This window comes from Kitasatospora sp. NPDC056138 (assembly GCF_042264695.1).
Lineage (GTDB): Bacteria > Actinomycetota > Actinomycetes > Streptomycetales > Streptomycetaceae > Kitasatospora.
Genome location: NZ_JBHJVK010000001.1, coordinates 147149 through 165042, shown reverse-complemented (window position 1 = coordinate 165042; position 17894 = coordinate 147149). Strand labels below are relative to the sequence as shown.

Below are 17894 nucleotides of genomic sequence, written 5' to 3'. Positions count from 1 at the left end.
GCTCGCCGGGCAGGCCGTCGAGGTCGGCCCGGACTGCGCTGTTCCGGTGGGCAGTTGGCGACGGCGGGCGGAAGGTCACTGGGCCACCCCCGTCGGCCGGTGGTCGTGGCCCCAGGCGGTGACCGGGGCGAAGCCCGCGTGCCCGTACTCGCCGAAGAGGGTGATCGGGTGGCCTGCCGAGACCGCGGCCAGCCGCCAGAGTGCGGACTCCGGGACACTGCCGCGACGGACCGGGACGCTGTGCCGGCCGTCCGTCAGCTGCCAGCCGTCGGAGCCGAGGACGGGCACGATGCCGCTCAGGGTGGTCGGCCAGGACTCCAGCCACGGATCGTCCGCGACCGCCGCGCCGTACTCGGTGACCGCCTCGGTCACCGAGAGTCCGGCCGGCGCCTCGGCCGGGCCCGCCTCGGGCGCGCCGTACCGGGTGCCGAGCACGGCTCGCAGTGGTCGGACGCCAGGGTGGAAGGCCAGCTCGGCCTCCAGCAGCCGGCCGGTGGGAAGGGCCAGGTCGGGCGCCTGCCCGGGGCGGCCGAAGGCGAGCAGCAGGGCCGGGCGGCCGGTCTTGGCGCCGCGCAGCCAGAGCCGGCGGGTGGTCAGCCGCTCGTCCGAGGTGTCCCGGGCGCCGAGCACCAGCCAGCGGTCCCGCGTGGTCGGCCCGGCGAGCAGCTCGGCGGTCTCGGTGGTGAAGCCGACCCGTGCCCGGACGGTCGCGGCGAGCGGGTCGGGCAGCTGCCCGACCCGGCCGTACGCGCCGGCCAGCAGGTGCAGCAGCGCGTACTCGGCGAGCAGGCCCTGCTGCGGGGTGTCGTCCAACTCCCTGACACGGGAGGCCAGACCAGGGGCCTGGGCGTCGACCATCCGGGCCGCGACCTCGCCCCAGCCGCCGGTGGCGGCGGTGTGGTCGGCGAGCCCGTGCCGTACCCGGTCGGCCAGTCTCAGCCGCAGCTCCTGCGCGCCGGCCGCGACTCGGGCGGCCCGCCGGTCGGCCCGGCGCCGGGCCGCTGCCGGGTCGGCCGCCTCCGCCTCCGCCTTGGCCGTCCGCCGCTGGACCGCCTGTTCGCTGCGCTGCTGACGGCCGTTCAGCCACTCGGCGGCCCACTCGGGCGGCTCGGCGCCCTCGGCGACCGCCTCCGGGCTGCCGCTCCAGAGCAGCAGCAGCCCCAGCGCGTGCTTGCACGGGAACTTCCGGCTGGGGCAGGTGCACTTGTACGCGGGTGTGGCCAGCTCGACCACCGTCCGGTACGGCGTACTGCCGCTGCCCTTGCACTGCCCCCACAGTGCGCCCTGCCCCCAGCCGGTCTGCGACCAGGGGGCGGGCGCCGACAGCTTTCCGGCCGCCTTGCACGACGCCTGGTCGGGCGCGAGGGACAGGACGTGTTCGGTGCTCCAGCGTTCCTCCATGCCGACGACGCTAGGACGGGCCACTGACAGACGGGCCCGGCGAACTGACGTCCGGTCATCGGCTCGGCGTCCGTTGTCAGTGGGTGGGTGCATGGTTGTTCCCGTGAGCCGGGAACGTACGTACGACCCACCCGTTCTCGCACGTCAGAAGACATCTGCGCCGATGCTCCCCACTGATCCAAAACCGTCCGGGCGCCCTTGCGAAGGGGTTCGGCGGCCGACTCCGAGGAGCTTTTGATGACCACCCTTACGAGTGAATCCACCGCCCCGGCCGAGGTCCTGCGCCAGCACGCCGAGGACGCCTTCGCCGCCGAGCTGGCCGCCCTCGCCGAGCAGGACGACCGGCCGCGCCCGGAGCGCTGGCGGCTCTCGCCGTGGGCCGTCGCCACGTACCTGCTGGGCGGCGAGCTGCCCGACGGCACCGTGATCACCCCCAAGTACATCGGCCCGCGCCGGGTCGTCGAGGTCGCCGTCACGACACTGGCCACCGACCGTGCGCTGCTGCTGCTCGGTGTCCCGGGCACCGCGAAGACCTGGGTCTCCGAGCACCTCGCCGCGGCGATCAGCGGCGACTCCACGCTGCTCGTCCAGGGCACCGCGGGCACCCCGGAGGAGGCCGTCCGCTACGGGTGGAACTACGCCCAGCTGCTGGCCCAGGGGCCGAGCCGCGAGGCCCTGGTGCCCTCGCCGGTGATGCGGGCGATGGCGGACGGCATGATCGCCCGGGTCGAGGAGCTGACCCGTATCCCGGCGGACGTCCAGGACGGCCTGATCACCATCCTGTCCGAGAAGACGCTGCCGGTACCCGAGCTCGGCACCGAGGTCCAGGCCGTCCGCGGCTTCAACCTGATCGCCACCGCCAACGACCGCGACCGCGGCGTCAACGACCTCTCCAGCGCGCTCCGCCGCCGGTTCAACACCGTGGTGCTCCCGCTGCCCGGCACGCTGGAGGAGGAGGTCGACATCGTCACCCGCAGGGTCAACCAGCTCGGCCGCTCGCTCGACCTGCCCGAGCTGCCCGGCGGTGCCGAGGAGATCCGACGGGTCGTCACCGTCTTCCGTGAGCTGCGCGACGGCATCACCGCCGATGGCCGCACCAAGGTCAAGATACCCAGCGGCACCCTCTCCACGGCCGAGGCGATCTCGGTCGTCACCAACGGCCTCGCCCTGGCCGCCCACTTCGGCGACGGCGTGCTGCGCGCGGCCGACGTCACCACCGGCATCGCCGGGGCCGTGGTCCGCGACCCGGTCGCCGACCAGGCGGTCTGGCGCGAGTACGTCGAGGGCGTGATCCGCGAGCGCGACGGCTGGAAGGACTTCTACCGCGCCGCCCGCGAGAACTCCCGCTGATCCACCGGACTTGTTGAGAGGGGAGGACACCATGAGCACCGACGTCACCCTGCTGGGCGTACGGCACCACGGGCCCGGCTCGGCCCGCGCGGTGGCCGCCGCGCTGGAGCAGCTGCGGCCGGACGCCGTCCTGATCGAGGGCCCGCCCGAGGCCGATCAGATCATCACGCTGGCGGGTGAGAAGGACATGGTGCCGCCCGTCGCCCTGCTCGCCCACGCCGTCGACGACCCGGCCAAGGCCGCGTTCTGGCCCTTCGCGGCCTTCTCGCCCGAATGGGTCGCCATCCGGCACGCGATCGAGCACGAGATCCCGGTCAGGTTCATCGATCTGCCCGCCGCCCAGACCTTCGCCCTGGCGGAGGGCACCGGGGGAGTGCCGGGGGGCACTTCCCCGGCACCGACGGCGACCGATCCGGAGGACGGGCGGGCAGCCGAGGCGAAGCCCGGATCCGAGGCCGGGCCGGCGGCAGGCACGGAGGGCGGTGCGGAGGCCGGTTCCGAGGCCGGCCCGGTGGGCGAGCAGCCGGTCGCATGCGACCCGATCGGCGCCCTCGCAGAGGCCGCCGGGCACGACGACCCCGAGCGCTGGTGGGAGGACGTGATCGAGCACCGCGTACCCGGCGCCGACGCCCTCGCCCCCTTCGCCGCCGTCGCCGAGGCGATGACCGCCCTGCGCGAGCCGCGCCCCGCCGCCGACCCGGACGACGGTGCCGCCGCCGGCCCGGGTCCCGCCACGGCCGTGGCCGTCGGCCGTCGGGACGAGCTGCGCGAGGCCCACATGCGCCAGCAGATCCGTGCCGCCCGCCGCGCCGGGCACACCCGGATCGCCGTGGTCTGCGGCGCCTGGCACGTCCCCGCCCTGCAGACCATGCCGACCGTCGCCCACGACCGGGCCCTGCTCTCCGGCCTGCCCAAGAAGGTGAAGACCGACATCACCTGGGTGCCCTGGACCCACCGCAGGCTCTCCCAGCACACCGGCTACGGTGCCGGGATCGACTCGCCCGGTTGGTACCAGCACCTCTTCACCGCCGGGTCCGAGCCGGTGGTCCGCTGGATGACCAAGGTCGCCGAGCTGCTCAGGGCGGAGGACCACCCGGTCTCCTCGGCCCACGTCATCGAGGCCGTCCGCCTCGCCGACACGCTCGCCGTGATGCGCGGCCGTCCGCTCGCGGGGCTCACCGAGACGCTCGACGCCGTACGGTCCGTCATGTGCGACGGCTCCGACGTCGCGCTCGCTCTGGTGCACGACCGGCTGGTGGTCGGCGACGCCCTCGGTGAGGTCCCCGACGCGGCGCCCGCCGTCCCGCTCCAGCGTGACCTCGCCCGGCTCCAGCGCAGCCTCCGGCTCAAGCCGGAGCCCGGGGAGCGTCTGCTCGACCTCGACCTGCGCAAGGAGCTGGACGCCGCTCGCTCCCAACTCCTCCACCGCCTGCGGCTGCTCGGCCTCGACTGGGGCACTCCCAGCCGATCCGCCGTCAACTCCACCGGCACCTTCCGGGAGAGCTGGCGACTGCGCTGGGAGCCGGAGTTCGCGGTACGCGTCGTCGAAGCCGCCCAGTGGGGCACGACGGTCGAGGACGCCGCGACCGGAAAGGCCGTCGAGAGTGCCGTCGGCACGACCGAACTCGCCGGACTCACCGGCCTCGCCGAGCACTGCCTGCTCGCCGGGCTGCCCGCCGCACTGCCCGCCGTGATGCGGATCCTCGCCGACCGGGCCGCACTGGACACCGATGTCGCGCACCTCGCCGACGCCCTCCCCGCACTGGTCCGGGCGCTGCGCTACGGCGACGTCCGGGGCACCGACGGCAGCGCCCTGAACGGCGTCGCCCGTGGTCTCGCCGACCGGATCTGCATCGGTCTCCCGGCAGCCTGCACCGGCCTCGACGCGGACGGCGCGACCGCCATGCGCAGCCGCCTCGACGCCGTGCACACGGCCGTCGGCCTCCTGGCACCGGCGGCGCCTGCGCCGCAGTCGGCGCGGCCCGGCGCGGTGGCGGGCAGTACTCCGGGCCGGTCGGGGGCGACGCCGGAGGGCGAATCCGAGAGCGGTGCGGAGCCCGAGGCGTCGGCCGTCGCGCCGGGAACCGGACACCAGGGCTCGCACGGCGCCCCTTCAGCCGCGCCTGCCGTGCTCACCGAGTCCACCTCGCCCACCGAGTCCGACTCGCCTGCCGAGCGGTGGGCCGGGACGCTGCGCTCGCTCGCCCGCCGGGAGCCCTCGGCGGGCCCGGCCACCGGAGTGCCCGGCCTGCTGCGGGGTCGGGCCGTCCGGTTGCTGCTGGACGACGGACGGCTCGACTCGGCGGAGGCCGGACGCCGGATGGGCCTGGTCCTCTCGATGGCCAACGCCCCTGCGGACGCGGCCGGTTGGGTCGAGGGATTCCTCTCCGGGGGCGGGGCGCTGCTGCTGCACGACACCCGGCTGCTCGGGCTGCTCGACGAGTGGCTGAGCGGCGTACCCGGCGAGGTCTTCATCGACGTACTGCCGCTGCTCAGGCGGACGTTCTCCGAACTGGAGAGCGGTGTCCGGCGGACGGTCGGCGAGCGCGTCGCCGCCGGTCCGCTCGGTGCCCGCACGCCCGCGACGACCGCTCCCACCGTCCTGATCGACCGGACCAGGGCCGACGCCGTACTTCCCACCCTCGCCCTGCTGCTCGGCCTCCCGGTCCCCGGCCAGGAGTCGGGCGAGCCCCGGATCCCCCGTCAGACCGACCGCCGCGCGTCCTGACCGGAAGTCACCGCACCAGCCCGCCGAGGCCGAGACCCCGAGCCCTGGTTGTGCACGCGTGCCCGGTCGGCCGTGCAAGGCCTCACGGGCGCGGAGGAACCGTACGACGACGAGCCGGACAGCGCCCGCAGCCTGCGGGAGCTGCCCGTCCGCCGTCCGCCGTCCGCCGTCCGCAGGGAGCCGTCGGCGAGCCGCACCTGTCAGTCCCGTCGGGGAAGCTGATGCTGCACCGGCCGAATCCTGCGGGCTCGGTGAATCCCAACAGGTGAGGCCACGACAGAACCCGGGCGCAGGGCCCGCCCCCAGCGCCGCGACAGAGCGCCGTCCCGCAGTCACCGTCCAGAGCGCCGGCCCACAGAGCGGTACTCACAGCTCGCCAGCCCACAGAGCACCACCCACAGAGCACCACCCGTAGAGCCCCCGCGCCCGTACCCGAGAGCTCCCCAGACGAGGAGATCGAGATGCCCACCGCCACCGACCCCGCCCCCTCCGGCACCACTCTCCCGGATCCGGCCGCAGAGCGGCTGCGCCGCTGGCGGCTCGTCCTCGGCGGCGAGTCGGACGGCACGGGCTGCCGGCTCACCGGCCGGGACACCGCGATCGACGGTGCGCTCGCCGCGCTCTACCGGGGACCGGCCGACCCGGCCGGCGCCGGCCGGCGGCAGGGTTCCCGCAGCGCGGGTCTCGGCGGGTCGGCACCGCAGGTGGCGCGCTGGCTGGGGGACATCCGGGAGTACTTCCCGACCTCGGTGGTCCGGCTGATGCAGCAGGACGCCATCACCCGGCTCGGCCTCGACCGGCTGCTGCTGGAGCCGGAGATGCTGGAGGCGGTCGAGCCGGACGTGCACCTGGTCGGCACGCTGCTCTCGTTGAAGCACGCCCTGCCCGCCACCACCCGGGAGACGGCGCGGATGGTGGTCGGCAAGGTGGTGGCCGAGCTGGAGCGCCGCCTCGCGGACCGGACGAGGGCGACGCTCGGCGGCGCCCTGGACCGCAGTGCCCGGGTCAACCGCCCGCGCCACCGCGACATCGACTGGGACCGCACCATCCGCGCCAACCTCAAGAACTACCTGCCCGAGGCCGGTCCGGGCGGCCGGGGCACGGTGGTCCCCGAGCGCCTGATCGGGTACGCCAGGGCCCAGCGGGCGGTGAAGAAGGACGTCATCCTCTGCATCGACCAGTCGGGGTCGATGGCCGCGTCGGTGGTGCACTCGGCGGTGTTCGGTGCGGTGCTCGCCTCGATGAAGAGCCTGGACACCAGGCTGGTCGTCTTCGACACCTCGGTGGTCGACCTGACGGAGCAGCTGACCGACCCGGTGGACGTGCTGTTCGCCACCCAGCTCGGCGGCGGTACGGACATCAACCGCGCCCTCGCCTACTGCCAGTCGAAGATCACCCGTCCGTCCGAGACCATCGTGGTCCTGATCAGCGATCTGTACGAGGGCGGCATCCGCAACGAGATGCTCAAGCGGGTGGCCGCGATGAAGGCGGCGGGAGTCCAGTTCATCGCCCTGCTCGCGCTCTCGGACGAGGGCGCCCCGGCGTACGACCACGCGCACGCCGCCGCGCTGGCCGAGCTCGGCGCCCCGGCCTTCGCCTGCACGCCGGACGTCTTCCCGGAGATCATGGCCGCCGCGATCGAGAAGCGGCCCCTGCCGATCCCCAGGAAGGAGTGAGCCGGGGCAGCGGCGGCAGCGAAGGCCGTTCGGCCGAACGGTCGAACGCCGACCGCCGAGGGACCGGCCGCCGGGGCCGCTCGGCGAGGAGCCGGGGCCGGAGGCCGGAGGACCGCGGGCCGGTGGAGCGAGAAGCCGCGGAACGGACCGTTGTAGTGACGGAATCAGTGCCGGTTTTCACTCGCAGGTGCGACCTCCGAAGGGGGCGTCACCCGGTCGGCGCACCCGGTGTGAGCTGGGCGCACGACACGCTCGGATACGTCCGTTGTGACGGTTCTCACCAAACCGGAGCGGGCCCGGGGCGAAACACGACCGTCGTACGGGGATAACCTGCCAGACGGACGTGACGCGCGTGTTGATTGACGGTGCGCCCGAGGCTCCGCAGGCCGCAAGGCCGTACATCTGTGTACCTGCCCAGCCCCGACGACCCGCAGCGAAGATCCTGCCGTGGCACGCTCGTAGAGACACAATCCGCGACCACGAACAAGGACGAACACACGTGGACCTGTTCGAGTACCAGGCGAGGGACCTCTTCGCCAAGCACGGTGTACCCGTGCTTGACGGCGATGTCATCGAGACCCCCGAAGCTGCCCGCGCGATCGCGGAGCGCTTCGGCGGCCGCGCCGTCGTCAAGGCTCAGGTGAAGGTCGGTGGCCGAGGCAAGGCCGGTGGCGTCAAGCTCGCCTCCGACCCGGCGGACGCCGTCGCCAAGGCCGAGGCGATCCTCGGTATGGACATCAAGGGCCACACCGTTCACAAGGTGATGCTGGCCCAGACCGCGGACATCAAGGACGAGTACTACGTCTCGTTCCTGCTGGACCGCACCAACCGCACCTTCCTGGCCATGGCCAGCGTCGAGGGCGGCGTGGAGATCGAGGTCGTCGCCGAGGAGAACCCGGACGCGCTCGCCAAGATCCCGGTCGACGCCAACGAGGGCTGCACCCCGGAGAAGGCCGCCGAGATCGTCGCCGCCGCGAAGTTCCCGGCCGAGGTCGCCGACCAGGTCGCCGACGTCCTGCAGAAGCTGTGGAAGGTCTTCATCGCCGAGGACGCCCTCCTCGTCGAGGTCAACCCGCTGATCAAGTCCGGCGACGGCAAGATCATCGCGCTTGACGGCAAGGTCTCCCTGGACGAGAACGCCGAGTTCCGTCAGCCGGAGCACGAGGCGCTCGAGGACAAGGCCGCCGCCAACCCGCTGGAGGCCGCTGCCAAGGCCAAGGGCCTCAACTACGTCAAGCTCGACGGTGAGGTCGGCATCATCGGCAACGGCGCGGGTCTCGTCATGAGCACCCTGGACGTCGTCGCCTACGCCGGTGAGAAGCACGGCAACGTCAAGCCCGCCAACTTCCTCGACATCGGTGGCGGCGCCTCCGCCGAGGTCATGGCGAACGGCCTGGAGATCATCCTGGGCGACGCCGACGTCAAGTCGGTCTTCGTCAACGTCTTCGGTGGCATCACCGCCTGTGACGCGGTCGCCAACGGCATCGTGCAGGCCCTGGCCCTCCTCGAGGAGAAGGGCGAGGCCGTCACCAAGCCGCTCGTCGTCCGCCTGGACGGCAACAACGCCGAGCTGGGTCGCAAGATCCTGACCGACGCCAACCACCCGCTGGTCGAGCAGGTGGACACCATGGACGGTGCGGCCGACCGCGCCGCCGAGCTCGCGAACGCCAAGTAAGGAAGGGGACAGAAACCATGGCTATCTTCCTTACCAAGGACAGCAAGGTCATCGTCCAGGGCATGACCGGCTCCGAGGGTATGAAGCACACCCGCCGCATGCTCGCCTCGGGCACCCAGATCGTCGGTGGCGTGAACCCGCGCAAGGCCGGCACCACGGTTGACGTCGACGGCACCGAGGTGCCCGTCTTCGGCTCCGTCGCCGAGGCCATCGAGAAGACCGGTGCCGACGTCACCGTCATCTTCGTGCCGCCGAAGTTCACCAAGGACGCCGTCGTCGAGGCGATCGACGCCGAGATCGGCCTCGCGGTCGTCATCACCGAGGGTGTGCCGGTCCACGACTCGGCCGCCTTCTGGGCGTACGCCGGTGCCAAGGGCAACAAGACCCAGATCATCGGCCCGAACTGCCCCGGCCTGATCTCCCCCGGACAGTCCAACGCGGGCATCATCCCGGCGGACATCACCAAGGCCGGCAAGATCGGCCTGGTCTCCAAGTCCGGCACGCTGACCTACCAGCTCATGTACGAGCTGCGGGACATCGGCTTCTCCTCCGCTGTGGGCATCGGCGGTGACCCGGTCATCGGCACCACCCACATCGACGCCCTCAAGGCGTTCCAGGAGGACCCGGAGACCGAGCTCATCGTCATGATCGGTGAGATCGGTGGCGACGCCGAGGAGCGTGCCGCGGCCTACATCGCCGAGCACGTCACCAAGCCGGTCGTCGGCTACGTCGCGGGCTTCACCGCCCCCGAGGGCAAGACCATGGGCCACGCCGGCGCCATCGTCTCCGGCTCCTCCGGCACCGCCCAGGCCAAGAAGGAGGCCCTCGAGGCCGCCGGTGTCAAGGTCGGCAAGACGCCGTCCGAGACCGCCCGCCTGGCTCGCGAGCTCTTCGCCGCCAAGTGAGCCGCGCGACTCGGCGGTGACCGCTGAGTCGTAGCCGAGCACGCACAGAGGCGCCCCCGCCCACCGGGCAGGGGCGCCTCTGGCGTTCCCGCAGTCTTCTCCCGCTGTCCTTACCCCGCGGTCCTTTCCTGCGGTCCGTTCCGGCTCCCGGAACCAGCTGCCGGATCCGGTCGCCGGTTCCGACGGCCGGCTCCGGGGGTCACTGCTCCCAGGCGGTGGGCCAGATCGGCAGGGGAAGGTTGGAGGGAACGGACGACGGGCAGAGTCGCAGTTGCCCGCACTGCCTGGCCGGCACGCGGACCGGAAGTGCGGACTGCGGGTGCTGCACCTGCTCGGCGCTCGACGGGTTCTGCTTGCCCGCTGTTCCTCCCGAGCCTCCCGCCGCTCCCGCCGTGGTGCGTGAGGGGCGGCCCGGCGGTTGCAGCCCCACGGGCGGGACCTTGGGCGGCCGTACCCGCAGCGGGGGCGGCGCGACCAGCGGCACCGGGTGGCCCGGCGTCGGGCCGCACCACACGGTGCGCAGACCGGGCTCGCCGCCCGGGAGGAGCGGTCCCGCGCTGCCGCTGCCGGGCCCCGTGCACAGCGGCGGTGGCACCGGAGCGGGCGGCTGCATCAGCCGCGACGGGCTGTAGCCGCTCCCCACCAGCACGATCGCCGTGCCCACGACCGAGACCACCAGCCCGGCGGAGGCCGCCTGGAGACCGTTGCGCAGCCTGCCCTGCACCTTCAGCCGCAGCGGCGAGGGGTGACGCGGCGCCGGGCAGCCGTGCACCGCCGCCTGGTGCAGCAGGGTGGCCAACTGTTCGCCGAACCCCGGTGCGGACGCGTCCCTCCCCACCAGGGCGGGCACGGACCGGATCAGCGCCGCCCGGGCCGCGCGTACCCGGGCCTCGGCCGCCGCCGTACTCGACTCCACCTCCACCGCGACCTCGGGAGCGGGCAGCCCGAGCGAGTCGTGCAGCACCAGCGCTCGGCGCTGCGGGCGGGAGAGCCGCCGGAGCGCCTTGAGCAGCGCCCGGTCACGGGCCGTCAGCCGGTCCTGGTCGGGGTGCGGCGACTGGTCCTCGCGGGCCGGACGGACCTTGATCCGAGGACGCGGCAGCTGCCAGAGGCGCCGGGTGCGCCGGGGGCCACCCCGACGCCAGGGGGAGAGCGCGGTCTCGAAGGCGTACGTGCGCACCCAGCGCTCCGGATCCGGCAGCTGTGACACCTCGCGCCACCGGCGTCCCGCGACGCCGAGCGCCAGGTGCACGACGTGTACGGCGCGGTGGCGGCAGCCGGTGAGCAGGAAGGTCTGCTGGACCAGCCGGGTGTGCGCGACGGTGCACAGCGCGTCGAAGTCGGCGAAGACGAGGCGCGGGCGGGCCTGCAGGCCGTCGATCGGGTCGAACAGGATGCCGTTCGCGTCCTTCAGTGCTTCGGCGGCTCCGGCGGTTGCGGTGGGCTCGGCGGCCGAAGGACCCTCCGGTGCCCGCGGACCGTCCTTCGGGCCGTCCCCTGCCTCCGGACCTTCTCCTTCGGCGCCTTCCCCCTCCGGGGCGTCGGCCTCCCGGCCCTCCTCCTCCGGCCCGTACGCAGGGCCCGTCGCGGCGGCAGCCGAGCCGGACGCCACCGGTTCGGGCTGCACCGGCCCGGCCGTCGCCGCATCGGGTGCCACGGCTTCGGGAGCCGCCGCACCGGGTGCCACGGTTTCGGCTGTCGTCGCGCCGGCTGTCGTCGCGCCTGGGGACGGCGGGACCGGAGACACGGGGACGGGGGAAGCGAGCACGGCGGCCAGCGCGAGGGCCTCCTCCCTGGTGCGCAGGCCCAGCTTCCGCATCGCCCGGTTCAGGTGGCTGCGCGCCGTGGTGGGGGCGATGCCGAGTTCCCCGGCGATCGCCTGGAGGTCCGTGCCGGTGGCGAGCATGGTCAGGACCTGGGCCTCACGCGGCGACAGCACCCGGAGGAGCGTGGCTGCCTCCGGGTGCTCGCGTGCCGTTGTGGGTGTCGTCGTCAACCGCATCACCTGGCGCCGGCATGCGTGATGAATTGGCACATAACAGAATAATCCGGGACACGGCGAGATTTTGCCGCTTGACGGGGCGCAAAGGGGTCGAGTTGGGACCATGAGGCCCATGACGCAGCTGATGGGCCGTCCGATTCTGGACGTGCCGGGTGAATTGGGTGCCCATCCGGTCCTCGCCGACCTGCTCGCCGGTGTGCGGGCGGGACTGCTCACCCTGGCCGCGATCGGTGTCCCCGTGCTCGGGCTGTGGGTCTTCACCCCGTACGCGGACGACACGGCCTCCGGCGCGGGGCGGCTGGTCTGTGCGCTCTGGCTGCTCGGCCACGGCGGGCCGCTGACCGGCAGCGACCGGACCACGCCGGTGACGCTCACTCCGCTGCTGCCGACCCTGTTCACCGTGGTGCTGCTCTACCGGACCGGAGTGGGCGTCGGACGGCGCGAGCCGGTCCGGTGGCGCGCACCGCTGGTGGTGTGCGCCGGGTACCTGGGGGTCGCGGCGGCCGTGGTGGCCGGGTGCGCGGGCGAAGGGCCGTTCCGGGCCCGCCCGCTGCTCGACCTGGTCGCGGTCGCCGGAGTGGCCGCCGCCGCGCTGCTGGGTGGAACGGCCGCCGAAGCGGCGCACCCCGAGCGGCGGTGGTGGCCGCGGTGGCTGGTGCGCTGCGGCGTACGCCTGCGGACCTGGTTGCCGGACTGGGCCGTCCCGGCCGGCGGCGGACCCGGGGTCCGGAGGGCCGCCGCAGCCGGTGGCTTCGGCCTCGTGGCGGCGGGCGGACTGGTCCTGGTCGCCGCGCTGCTGGTCGGCCTCGGCGCGACCGGACGGTCCGCCCGGACCGTCGACGGGAGCGTGGCCGGGTACGTGGGCCTGCTCGTCGCCTGTCTGCTGCTGCTTCCCAACGCGGTGCTGTGGGCCGCCTCGTACGCCCTCGGACCAGGCTTCGCGGTGGGCGCCGACACGATCGTCGCGCCGACCGGCACCCGGCTCGGGCCGCTGCCGGACTTCCCGCTCCTCGCCCTGCTGCCGGACGGCGGTGGGCCGGGGTGGCGGCTGGCCGCGTGCGCGCTGCCGCTGCTCGCGGGGGTGGTGCCGGCGGTGCTGATCGGCCGTGCGGCAGCCGAGAACCGGGACTGGACTCCGAAGGCGGGCGGGACGGCCAGGGAGGAGGGAGACGAGCTCGACGACGAGCCGGTGGCGGAGCCGGCCGGCGGCCGGCCCTGGCACCCGGTGGCCACCGTGTTCGCCGCGCTCGGTGGTGCCCTGCTGGCCGGGGGTGGAGCCGCGCTCTGTGCCTGGTTCGCGGGTGGTGCGCTCGCGGGCGGGCGGATGTCCGAACTCGGACCGGTCCCGTGGTTGGCCGGACCGGCCGCCGCAGGCTGGCTGGCCGCGGTCATGCTCCCCGGCGCGCTGGTCACCCGCTGGTGGCTCACCCGTGGCTCCGGGCCGAGCCGGTGGGAGCGGTGCACCACCCTGGCCTACCGCCGCGCCGCCCTGACCCGCGTGGCCCTCCACGGCGCGCTGACCCGGGTCGCGGACCTGCTGCCGCCCCGGCGCTGACCGGGCGCGGACCTGGGGCGCTGACCTGCTGCCACCTCGGCGCCGGCCGGAGGGCCGGGGTGCTGCTCCGTCAGTTGCCCGTGCGGACGACCCCGCAGCACCGTGGTGCTCCGCAGACCTGCGGCCCGATCGACCACGCACGGCCCCGGGTGCGAGCGACCGGGCGCCGCCCCAGGGCACGTTCGGGCGGCTCCCAGTGCCTTCCTGGCACCCTCGTCGCCCTCGCGCCGCCCGGCCGCCGACAGGGCCGGTCACCCCCGCTACTGGTTGGCGCTGTCGTAGAGGTCGACCAGGATCTTCGGGCCGAGGGGGCTGCAGCCCTGCTGGGCCTCCGCCGTGAGGGAGTCGCTCACACAGGTCACGTAGTCGTGGTAGTACAGGTTGACGCCGAGGAAGCCGAGCACGAAGAGCACCGCGACACCCCCCGTCACCAGGCCGCCCACCGCCGCCGGGGTCTGCGGTCGGACCGGCTGCGGGCCGATCGGCGGCACACCACCGATACCAGCCGCACCACCGGTACCAGCTGCACCATTGGCACCGGCAGCCCCCTCGGCCGCGGCCGCAGCGGCCTGCCGGGGGGCCCGCAGTGCGCTGACGCCCCAGTACAGGGCGAGCGCACCGAGCAGCAGGGCCACGTAGGCGATGCCGGTGACCACGCAGAACAGCGCCCCCATGCCCGCACTGAGGGCGTACCTGGAGCGGCGCTGGAGCGGGTCGTTCGGGTCGAACTTCGGCGCCTGCGGCGGCTGAGGGGCGGACCAGCGGCCCTGGTAGTGCGGGCTCCACGGGTGCGGCGGCGGTACGGCGGGGCGCTCGTCCTCGTCCTCGGGTGCGGCCGGGGGCTGCTGCGGGGTGCGCGGCTGCCACGGCTGATCGGGGGTACCCGCCGGCGGGGGCGCGAAGGGGTTGCGCTCGCCGGTGTCGTCGCCGCTGCTCATCGGGTCAGCCATTCCTTCTCGTCGGTTCGATCGGTTCGATCGGTGCGGTTGTCGGTACCCGATCGGTGCGGGCCGAAGCGCCGTCGGGCACGGGTCGGTGCGGGGCCGCGCAACCAATGATCCCGCAGCCCGCCGCGGGCCGTACGCCGCCCTGCCGACCTGCGTCCCCGGGCGGCCGCGCGGTCGACCGCCTCCGCTCCTCCGGGTACCCGTCGGACGGGTGCCGCGAGATCCCCGTCTCAACTACGCGCGTAGCGCCGCCGAATGCGTACGGAGGGCCTGCGACCAGCCGTTATCGTGGTGACGGTCAGCAGCTCGGAAGGGTTCCCGGGGTCCCGCAGCGCAGCGCATCTCCCGGCGCCCGGAGAACCGCCTTTGACATGTTCGCCGCCAGTAGTGGCCCCACCGTCGGTGGATGTACCAGCTGGGGGCACCTCCCGGCCGAGGGCTGGGGGCGTAACGACGTACGGAGAATTGCGCAGTGGCCGCTGTTTCCGCCCAAGTCTTTCCGCCGCGTACGCCGGGACCGGCCCGTCTGGTGGTCCTGGTCTCCGGGTCCGGCACCAATCTGCAGGCGCTGATCGACGCCGCGGCCGACCCCGCGTTCGGAGCCGAGATCGTCGCCGTCGGCGCGGACCGGACCGGCATCGCGGGGCTCAAGCGCGCCGAGCAGGCGGGCATCCCCACCTTCGTGCACCGGCTGGGCGACCACCCCGAGCGCGCCGACTGGGACCGTGCGCTGACCGCCTCGGTCGCCGGGTACGAACCGGACCTGGTGGTCTCGGCCGGATTCATGAAGATCCTCGGCGCCGGGTTCCTCGCGGCCTTCGCCGGACGGATCGTCAACACCCACCCCGCCCTGCTGCCCTCCTTCCCCGGCGCCCACGGCGTCACCGACGCGCTCGCGTACGGGGTGAAGGTCACCGGCTGCACCGTCCACCTGGTCGACGCCGGGGTGGACACCGGGCCGATCATCGCGCAGGGCGTCGTCGAGATCGAGGACGCCGACCACGCCGATGGCGGCGAAGCGCTGCACGAACGCATCAAGACCGTCGAGCGCACCCTGCTCGTCGACATCGTGGGCCGCCTGGCCCGCGAGGGTCACCGCATCGAGGACCGAAAGGTATGGATCCCGGCATGAGTGCCAGCTCCACCACGCCCCCCGTCTCCGAGAACGTCCGGCCGATCCGTCGCGCGCTGATCAGCGTGTACGACAAGACCGGTCTGGAGGAGCTGGCCCAGGGCCTGCACGCCGCCGGGGTCACCATCGTCTCCACCGGCTCCACCGCCGGGCGGATCGCCGCCGCCGGTGTCCCGGTGACCGAGGTCTCCGAGCTGACCGGCTTCCCGGAGTGCCTGGACGGGCGGGTGAAGACGCTGCACCCGCGCGTGCACGCCGGCGTGCTCGCCGACCTGCGCCTGGAGTCGCACCGGGCCCAGCTCGCCGAGCTGGAGGTCGAGCCCTTCGACCTGGTCGTGGTGAACCTGTACCCGTTCAAGGCCACCGTCGCCTCCGGCGCCACTCCGGACGAGTGCGTCGAGCAGATCGACATCGGCGGCCCGTCGATGGTCCGCGCCGCCGCCAAGAACCACCCCTCGGTCGCCGTGGTCGTCGACCCGGCCCGCTACGGCGACGTGCTGAAGGCGGCCGGCGAGGGCGGCTTCGACCTGCTGACCCGCAAGCGCCTGGCGGCCGCCGCCTTCGCGCACACCGCCGCGTACGACGTGGCCGTGGCCAACTGGTTCGAGACCTCGGGCTACACCGAGACCGAGGACGCCTTCCCGGCCTTCCTCGGCGCGAGCTACGAGCGCCAGAACGTGCTCCGCTACGGCGAGAACCCGCACCAGGGCGCCGCGCTGTACAGCGACGGCACCGGCGGGCTGGCCGGCGCCGAGCAGCTGCACGGCAAGGAGATGTCCTACAACAACTACGTGGACACCGACGCCGCCCGCCGGGCCGCGTACGACCACGCCGGGCCGGCCGTCGCGATCATCAAGCACGCCAACCCGTGCGGCATCGCCACCGGCCGGGACGTCGTGGAGGCGCACGCCAAGGCGCACGCCTGCGACCCGCTCTCCGCGTTCGGCGGCGTGATCGCGGTCAACCGTCCGGTCACCGTCGAGCTGGCCGAGCAGATCGCCCCGATCTTCACCGAGGTCGTCGTCGCCCCGGCGTACGAGGACGGCGCGGTCGAGGTGCTGGCCCGCAAGAAGAACATCCGGGTGCTGCGCGCCCCCGAGGCCCCCGGCAGCCGCGAGGAGGCCCGTCCGATCTCCGGCGGCGTGCTGCTGCAGGAGACCGACCGGATCCACGCCGAGGGCGACGACCCGGCGAACTGGACGCTGGCCACCGGTGACGCCCTCTCCGAGGCCGAGCTGGCCGAACTGGCCTTCGCCTGGCGGGCCTGCCGGGCCGTCAAGTCCAACGCCATCCTGCTGGCCAAGGACGGCGCCTCGGTCGGCGTCGGCATGGGCCAGGTCAACCGGGTGGACTCCGCCAAGCTGGCGGTCAACCGCGCCGGTGAGCGTGCGCAGGGCTCGTACGCCGCCTCCGACGCGTTCTTCCCGTTCCCGGACGGCCTGCAGGTGCTGGTCGACGGCGGCGTCAAGGCCGTGGTGCAGCCGGGTGGTTCGGTCCGCGACGACGAGGTGATCGCGGCCGCCGCGGCCGCCGGGGTGACGATGTACCTGACCGGAACCCGGCACTTCTTCCACTGATCCGGTGACCCGGTGACCCACTGATCCACTGATCCGGTGACCCGGTGACCCGACGCCGAGGGCCCGTACTTCCGCAGGGAAGTACGGGCCCTCGGGCGTGGTGCGTCCGACTGCGGCTTACTGCGCCTTGACGACCACGGTGCTCATGATCTTGTCGGAGAAGGTCTGCTTCTTCGCGTCCCACAGCGGCCACAGGTAGCCGACGCAGCAGCTGAACGTGTCGAGCAGGTGCAGCGCCTCACGGGCGAAGGCCGCGCCGAAGCTCAGCGGCTGGCCGGTCGCCTCGTTCACCATGCGGATGTTGACGGCCTTCTGGCCCAGCGACTGGCCCATCGAGCTCTTCATGAGGGCGAGGACCGCCCAGATGATGATGCTCACGGCACCCGACAGCACGTTGTAGAGGGCCGGGCTGACGCCGCCGGTGGTGGAGGTCACGCAGTGGCCGCCCTGCCCGATCGCCGAGCAGTCCACGGTGGTCTTGCCCCGGATCATGAACAGGATGATGCCGGGGATGATGCCGATCACGACCATGTCGATGATGCGGGCGACCACGCGGCTGCCCCAGCCCGCGTAGAAGTTCTGCACCATGCCGGCGCCGCCGTACGGGCCCTGCTGCTGCGGGATGCCGTAACCGGGCTGCGGGGCACCGTAACCCGGCTGCGGGGCGCCGTAGCCGGGGGCCGGGGGCTGCTGCGGGTAGCCGTAGCCCGGAGCGGGCGGCGGGGCCTGCTGCGGGTAGCCGTAGCCGGGGGCCGGGGGCTGCTGGCCGTACGGGTTGTTCGGGTCGGGCGGGTAGCTCATTGATGCCTCCGAGCGGGATGGGACATGGGACGGGTGGACAGGGAAGACCCTCGGACGGACGGGCAGTTGAGCGTTCCGACCGGGTGGGACACTAGCGGAACCGCCTGACAGCGAGACAGGGGTTTCCGGCGGCGGGGATCCGTGG

At 73.5% G+C, this 17894-nt stretch carries 12 protein-coding genes; 8 read left to right on the top strand and 4 right to left on the bottom strand.

Translation table 11 applies throughout. The features are described 5' to 3' along the window. Window positions 1-75: 75 nt before the first annotated feature. Window positions 76-1401: an SWIM zinc finger family protein gene (locus ACFC1R_RS00665; protein ID WP_375930501.1), complete on the bottom strand. Its 1326-nt coding sequence runs from the start codon at window positions 1399-1401 to the stop codon at window positions 76-78. 237 nt (window positions 1402-1638) lie between these two features. On the opposite strand from ACFC1R_RS00665, the gene ACFC1R_RS00660 reads away from it, so the two are divergent. From ACFC1R_RS00660 to sucD, 5 genes are all read left to right on the top strand, one after another. Further along, window positions 1639-2751, top strand: coding sequence for an AAA family ATPase (locus tag ACFC1R_RS00660; protein ID WP_375930498.1), 1113 nt, complete (start codon window positions 1639-1641; stop codon window positions 2749-2751). A 31-nt stretch (window positions 2752-2782) separates the two neighbouring features. Next, window positions 2783-5479 (top strand): DUF5682 family protein, encoded by a 2697-nt coding sequence (locus ACFC1R_RS00655; protein ID WP_375930495.1) that lies wholly within the window; start codon window positions 2783-2785, stop codon window positions 5477-5479. Between the two features lie 461 nt (window positions 5480-5940). After that, on the top strand, window positions 5941-7155 hold the full coding sequence (locus tag ACFC1R_RS00650; RefSeq protein WP_375930492.1) for a VWA domain-containing protein: 1215 nt from the start codon (window positions 5941-5943) through the stop codon (window positions 7153-7155). 499 nt (window positions 7156-7654) lie between these two features. Beyond that, a complete protein-coding gene (gene sucC / locus ACFC1R_RS00645; protein ID WP_375930489.1) occupies window positions 7655-8830 on the top strand; it encodes an ADP-forming succinate--CoA ligase subunit beta in 1176 nt (391 codons plus the stop codon). 17 nt (window positions 8831-8847) lie between these two features. Next, the gene (gene sucD / locus ACFC1R_RS00640; protein WP_375930486.1) at window positions 8848-9735 is read left to right on the top strand and encodes a succinate--CoA ligase subunit alpha; all 888 of its coding nucleotides are present in this window, start codon (window positions 8848-8850) and stop codon (window positions 9733-9735) included. 199 nt (window positions 9736-9934) lie between these two features. Here the strand turns inward: sucD and ACFC1R_RS00635 are convergent, their stop codons facing one another. Then, window positions 9935-11674 carry a sigma factor-like helix-turn-helix DNA-binding protein gene (locus ACFC1R_RS00635; protein WP_375930483.1) on the bottom strand — a complete coding sequence of 580 codons (1740 nt, stop codon included), beginning with the start codon at window positions 11672-11674 and terminating at the stop codon, window positions 9935-9937. Window positions 11675-11849: 175 nt separating this feature from the next. On the opposite strand from ACFC1R_RS00635, the gene ACFC1R_RS00630 reads away from it, so the two are divergent. Continuing rightward, window positions 11850-13292, top strand: coding sequence for a DUF6350 family protein (locus ACFC1R_RS00630; protein WP_375930480.1), 1443 nt, complete (start codon window positions 11850-11852; stop codon window positions 13290-13292). Window positions 13293-13552: 260 nt separating this feature from the next. Here ACFC1R_RS00630 and ACFC1R_RS00625 read toward each other — a convergent pair whose 3' ends face one another. Then, window positions 13553-14230, bottom strand: coding sequence for a hypothetical protein (locus ACFC1R_RS00625; RefSeq protein WP_375930477.1), 678 nt, complete (start codon window positions 14228-14230; stop codon window positions 13553-13555). Between the two features lie 481 nt (window positions 14231-14711). Here ACFC1R_RS00625 and purN point away from each other — a divergent pair, with 481 nt between their 5' ends. Together purN and purH are read left to right on the top strand one after the other, a co-directional pair. Continuing rightward, window positions 14712-15371, top strand: coding sequence for a phosphoribosylglycinamide formyltransferase (gene purN / locus ACFC1R_RS00620; RefSeq protein WP_375930474.1), 660 nt, complete (start codon window positions 14712-14714; stop codon window positions 15369-15371). Continuing rightward, window positions 15368-16948 (top strand): bifunctional phosphoribosylaminoimidazolecarboxamide formyltransferase/IMP cyclohydrolase, encoded by a 1581-nt coding sequence (purH, locus tag ACFC1R_RS00615; RefSeq protein ID WP_375930471.1) that lies wholly within the window; start codon window positions 15368-15370, stop codon window positions 16946-16948. The genes purN and purH overlap by 4 nt, the downstream gene beginning before the upstream one ends. A gap of 117 nt (window positions 16949-17065) precedes the next feature. On the opposite strand, the gene ACFC1R_RS00610 is transcribed toward purH, so the two are convergent. Further along, window positions 17066-17749 carry an RDD family protein gene (locus ACFC1R_RS00610; RefSeq protein WP_375930468.1) on the bottom strand — a complete coding sequence of 228 codons (684 nt, stop codon included), beginning with the start codon at window positions 17747-17749 and terminating at the stop codon, window positions 17066-17068. Window positions 17750-17894 lie beyond the last annotated feature (145 nt).

Coding starts and splice junctions, on each gene's coding strand:
- ACFC1R_RS00665 (WP_375930501.1), bottom strand. CDS start 1,401: ATGGAGGAACGCTGGAGCACCGAACACGTCCTGTCCCTCGCGCCCGAC.
- ACFC1R_RS00660 (WP_375930498.1), top strand. CDS start 1,639: ATGACCACCCTTACGAGTGAATCCACCGCCCCGGCCGAGGTCCTGCGC.
- ACFC1R_RS00655 (WP_375930495.1), top strand. CDS start 2,783: ATGAGCACCGACGTCACCCTGCTGGGCGTACGGCACCACGGGCCCGGC.
- ACFC1R_RS00650 (WP_375930492.1), top strand. CDS start 5,941: ATGCCCACCGCCACCGACCCCGCCCCCTCCGGCACCACTCTCCCGGAT.
- sucD (WP_375930486.1), top strand. CDS start 8,848: ATGGCTATCTTCCTTACCAAGGACAGCAAGGTCATCGTCCAGGGCATG.
- ACFC1R_RS00630 (WP_375930480.1), top strand. CDS start 11,850: ATGACGCAGCTGATGGGCCGTCCGATTCTGGACGTGCCGGGTGAATTG.
- ACFC1R_RS00625 (WP_375930477.1), bottom strand. CDS start 14,230: ATGAGCAGCGGCGACGACACCGGCGAGCGCAACCCCTTCGCGCCCCCG.
- purH (WP_375930471.1), top strand. CDS start 15,368: ATGAGTGCCAGCTCCACCACGCCCCCCGTCTCCGAGAACGTCCGGCCG.
- ACFC1R_RS00610 (WP_375930468.1), bottom strand. CDS start 17,749: ATGAGCTACCCGCCCGACCCGAACAACCCGTACGGCCAGCAGCCCCCG.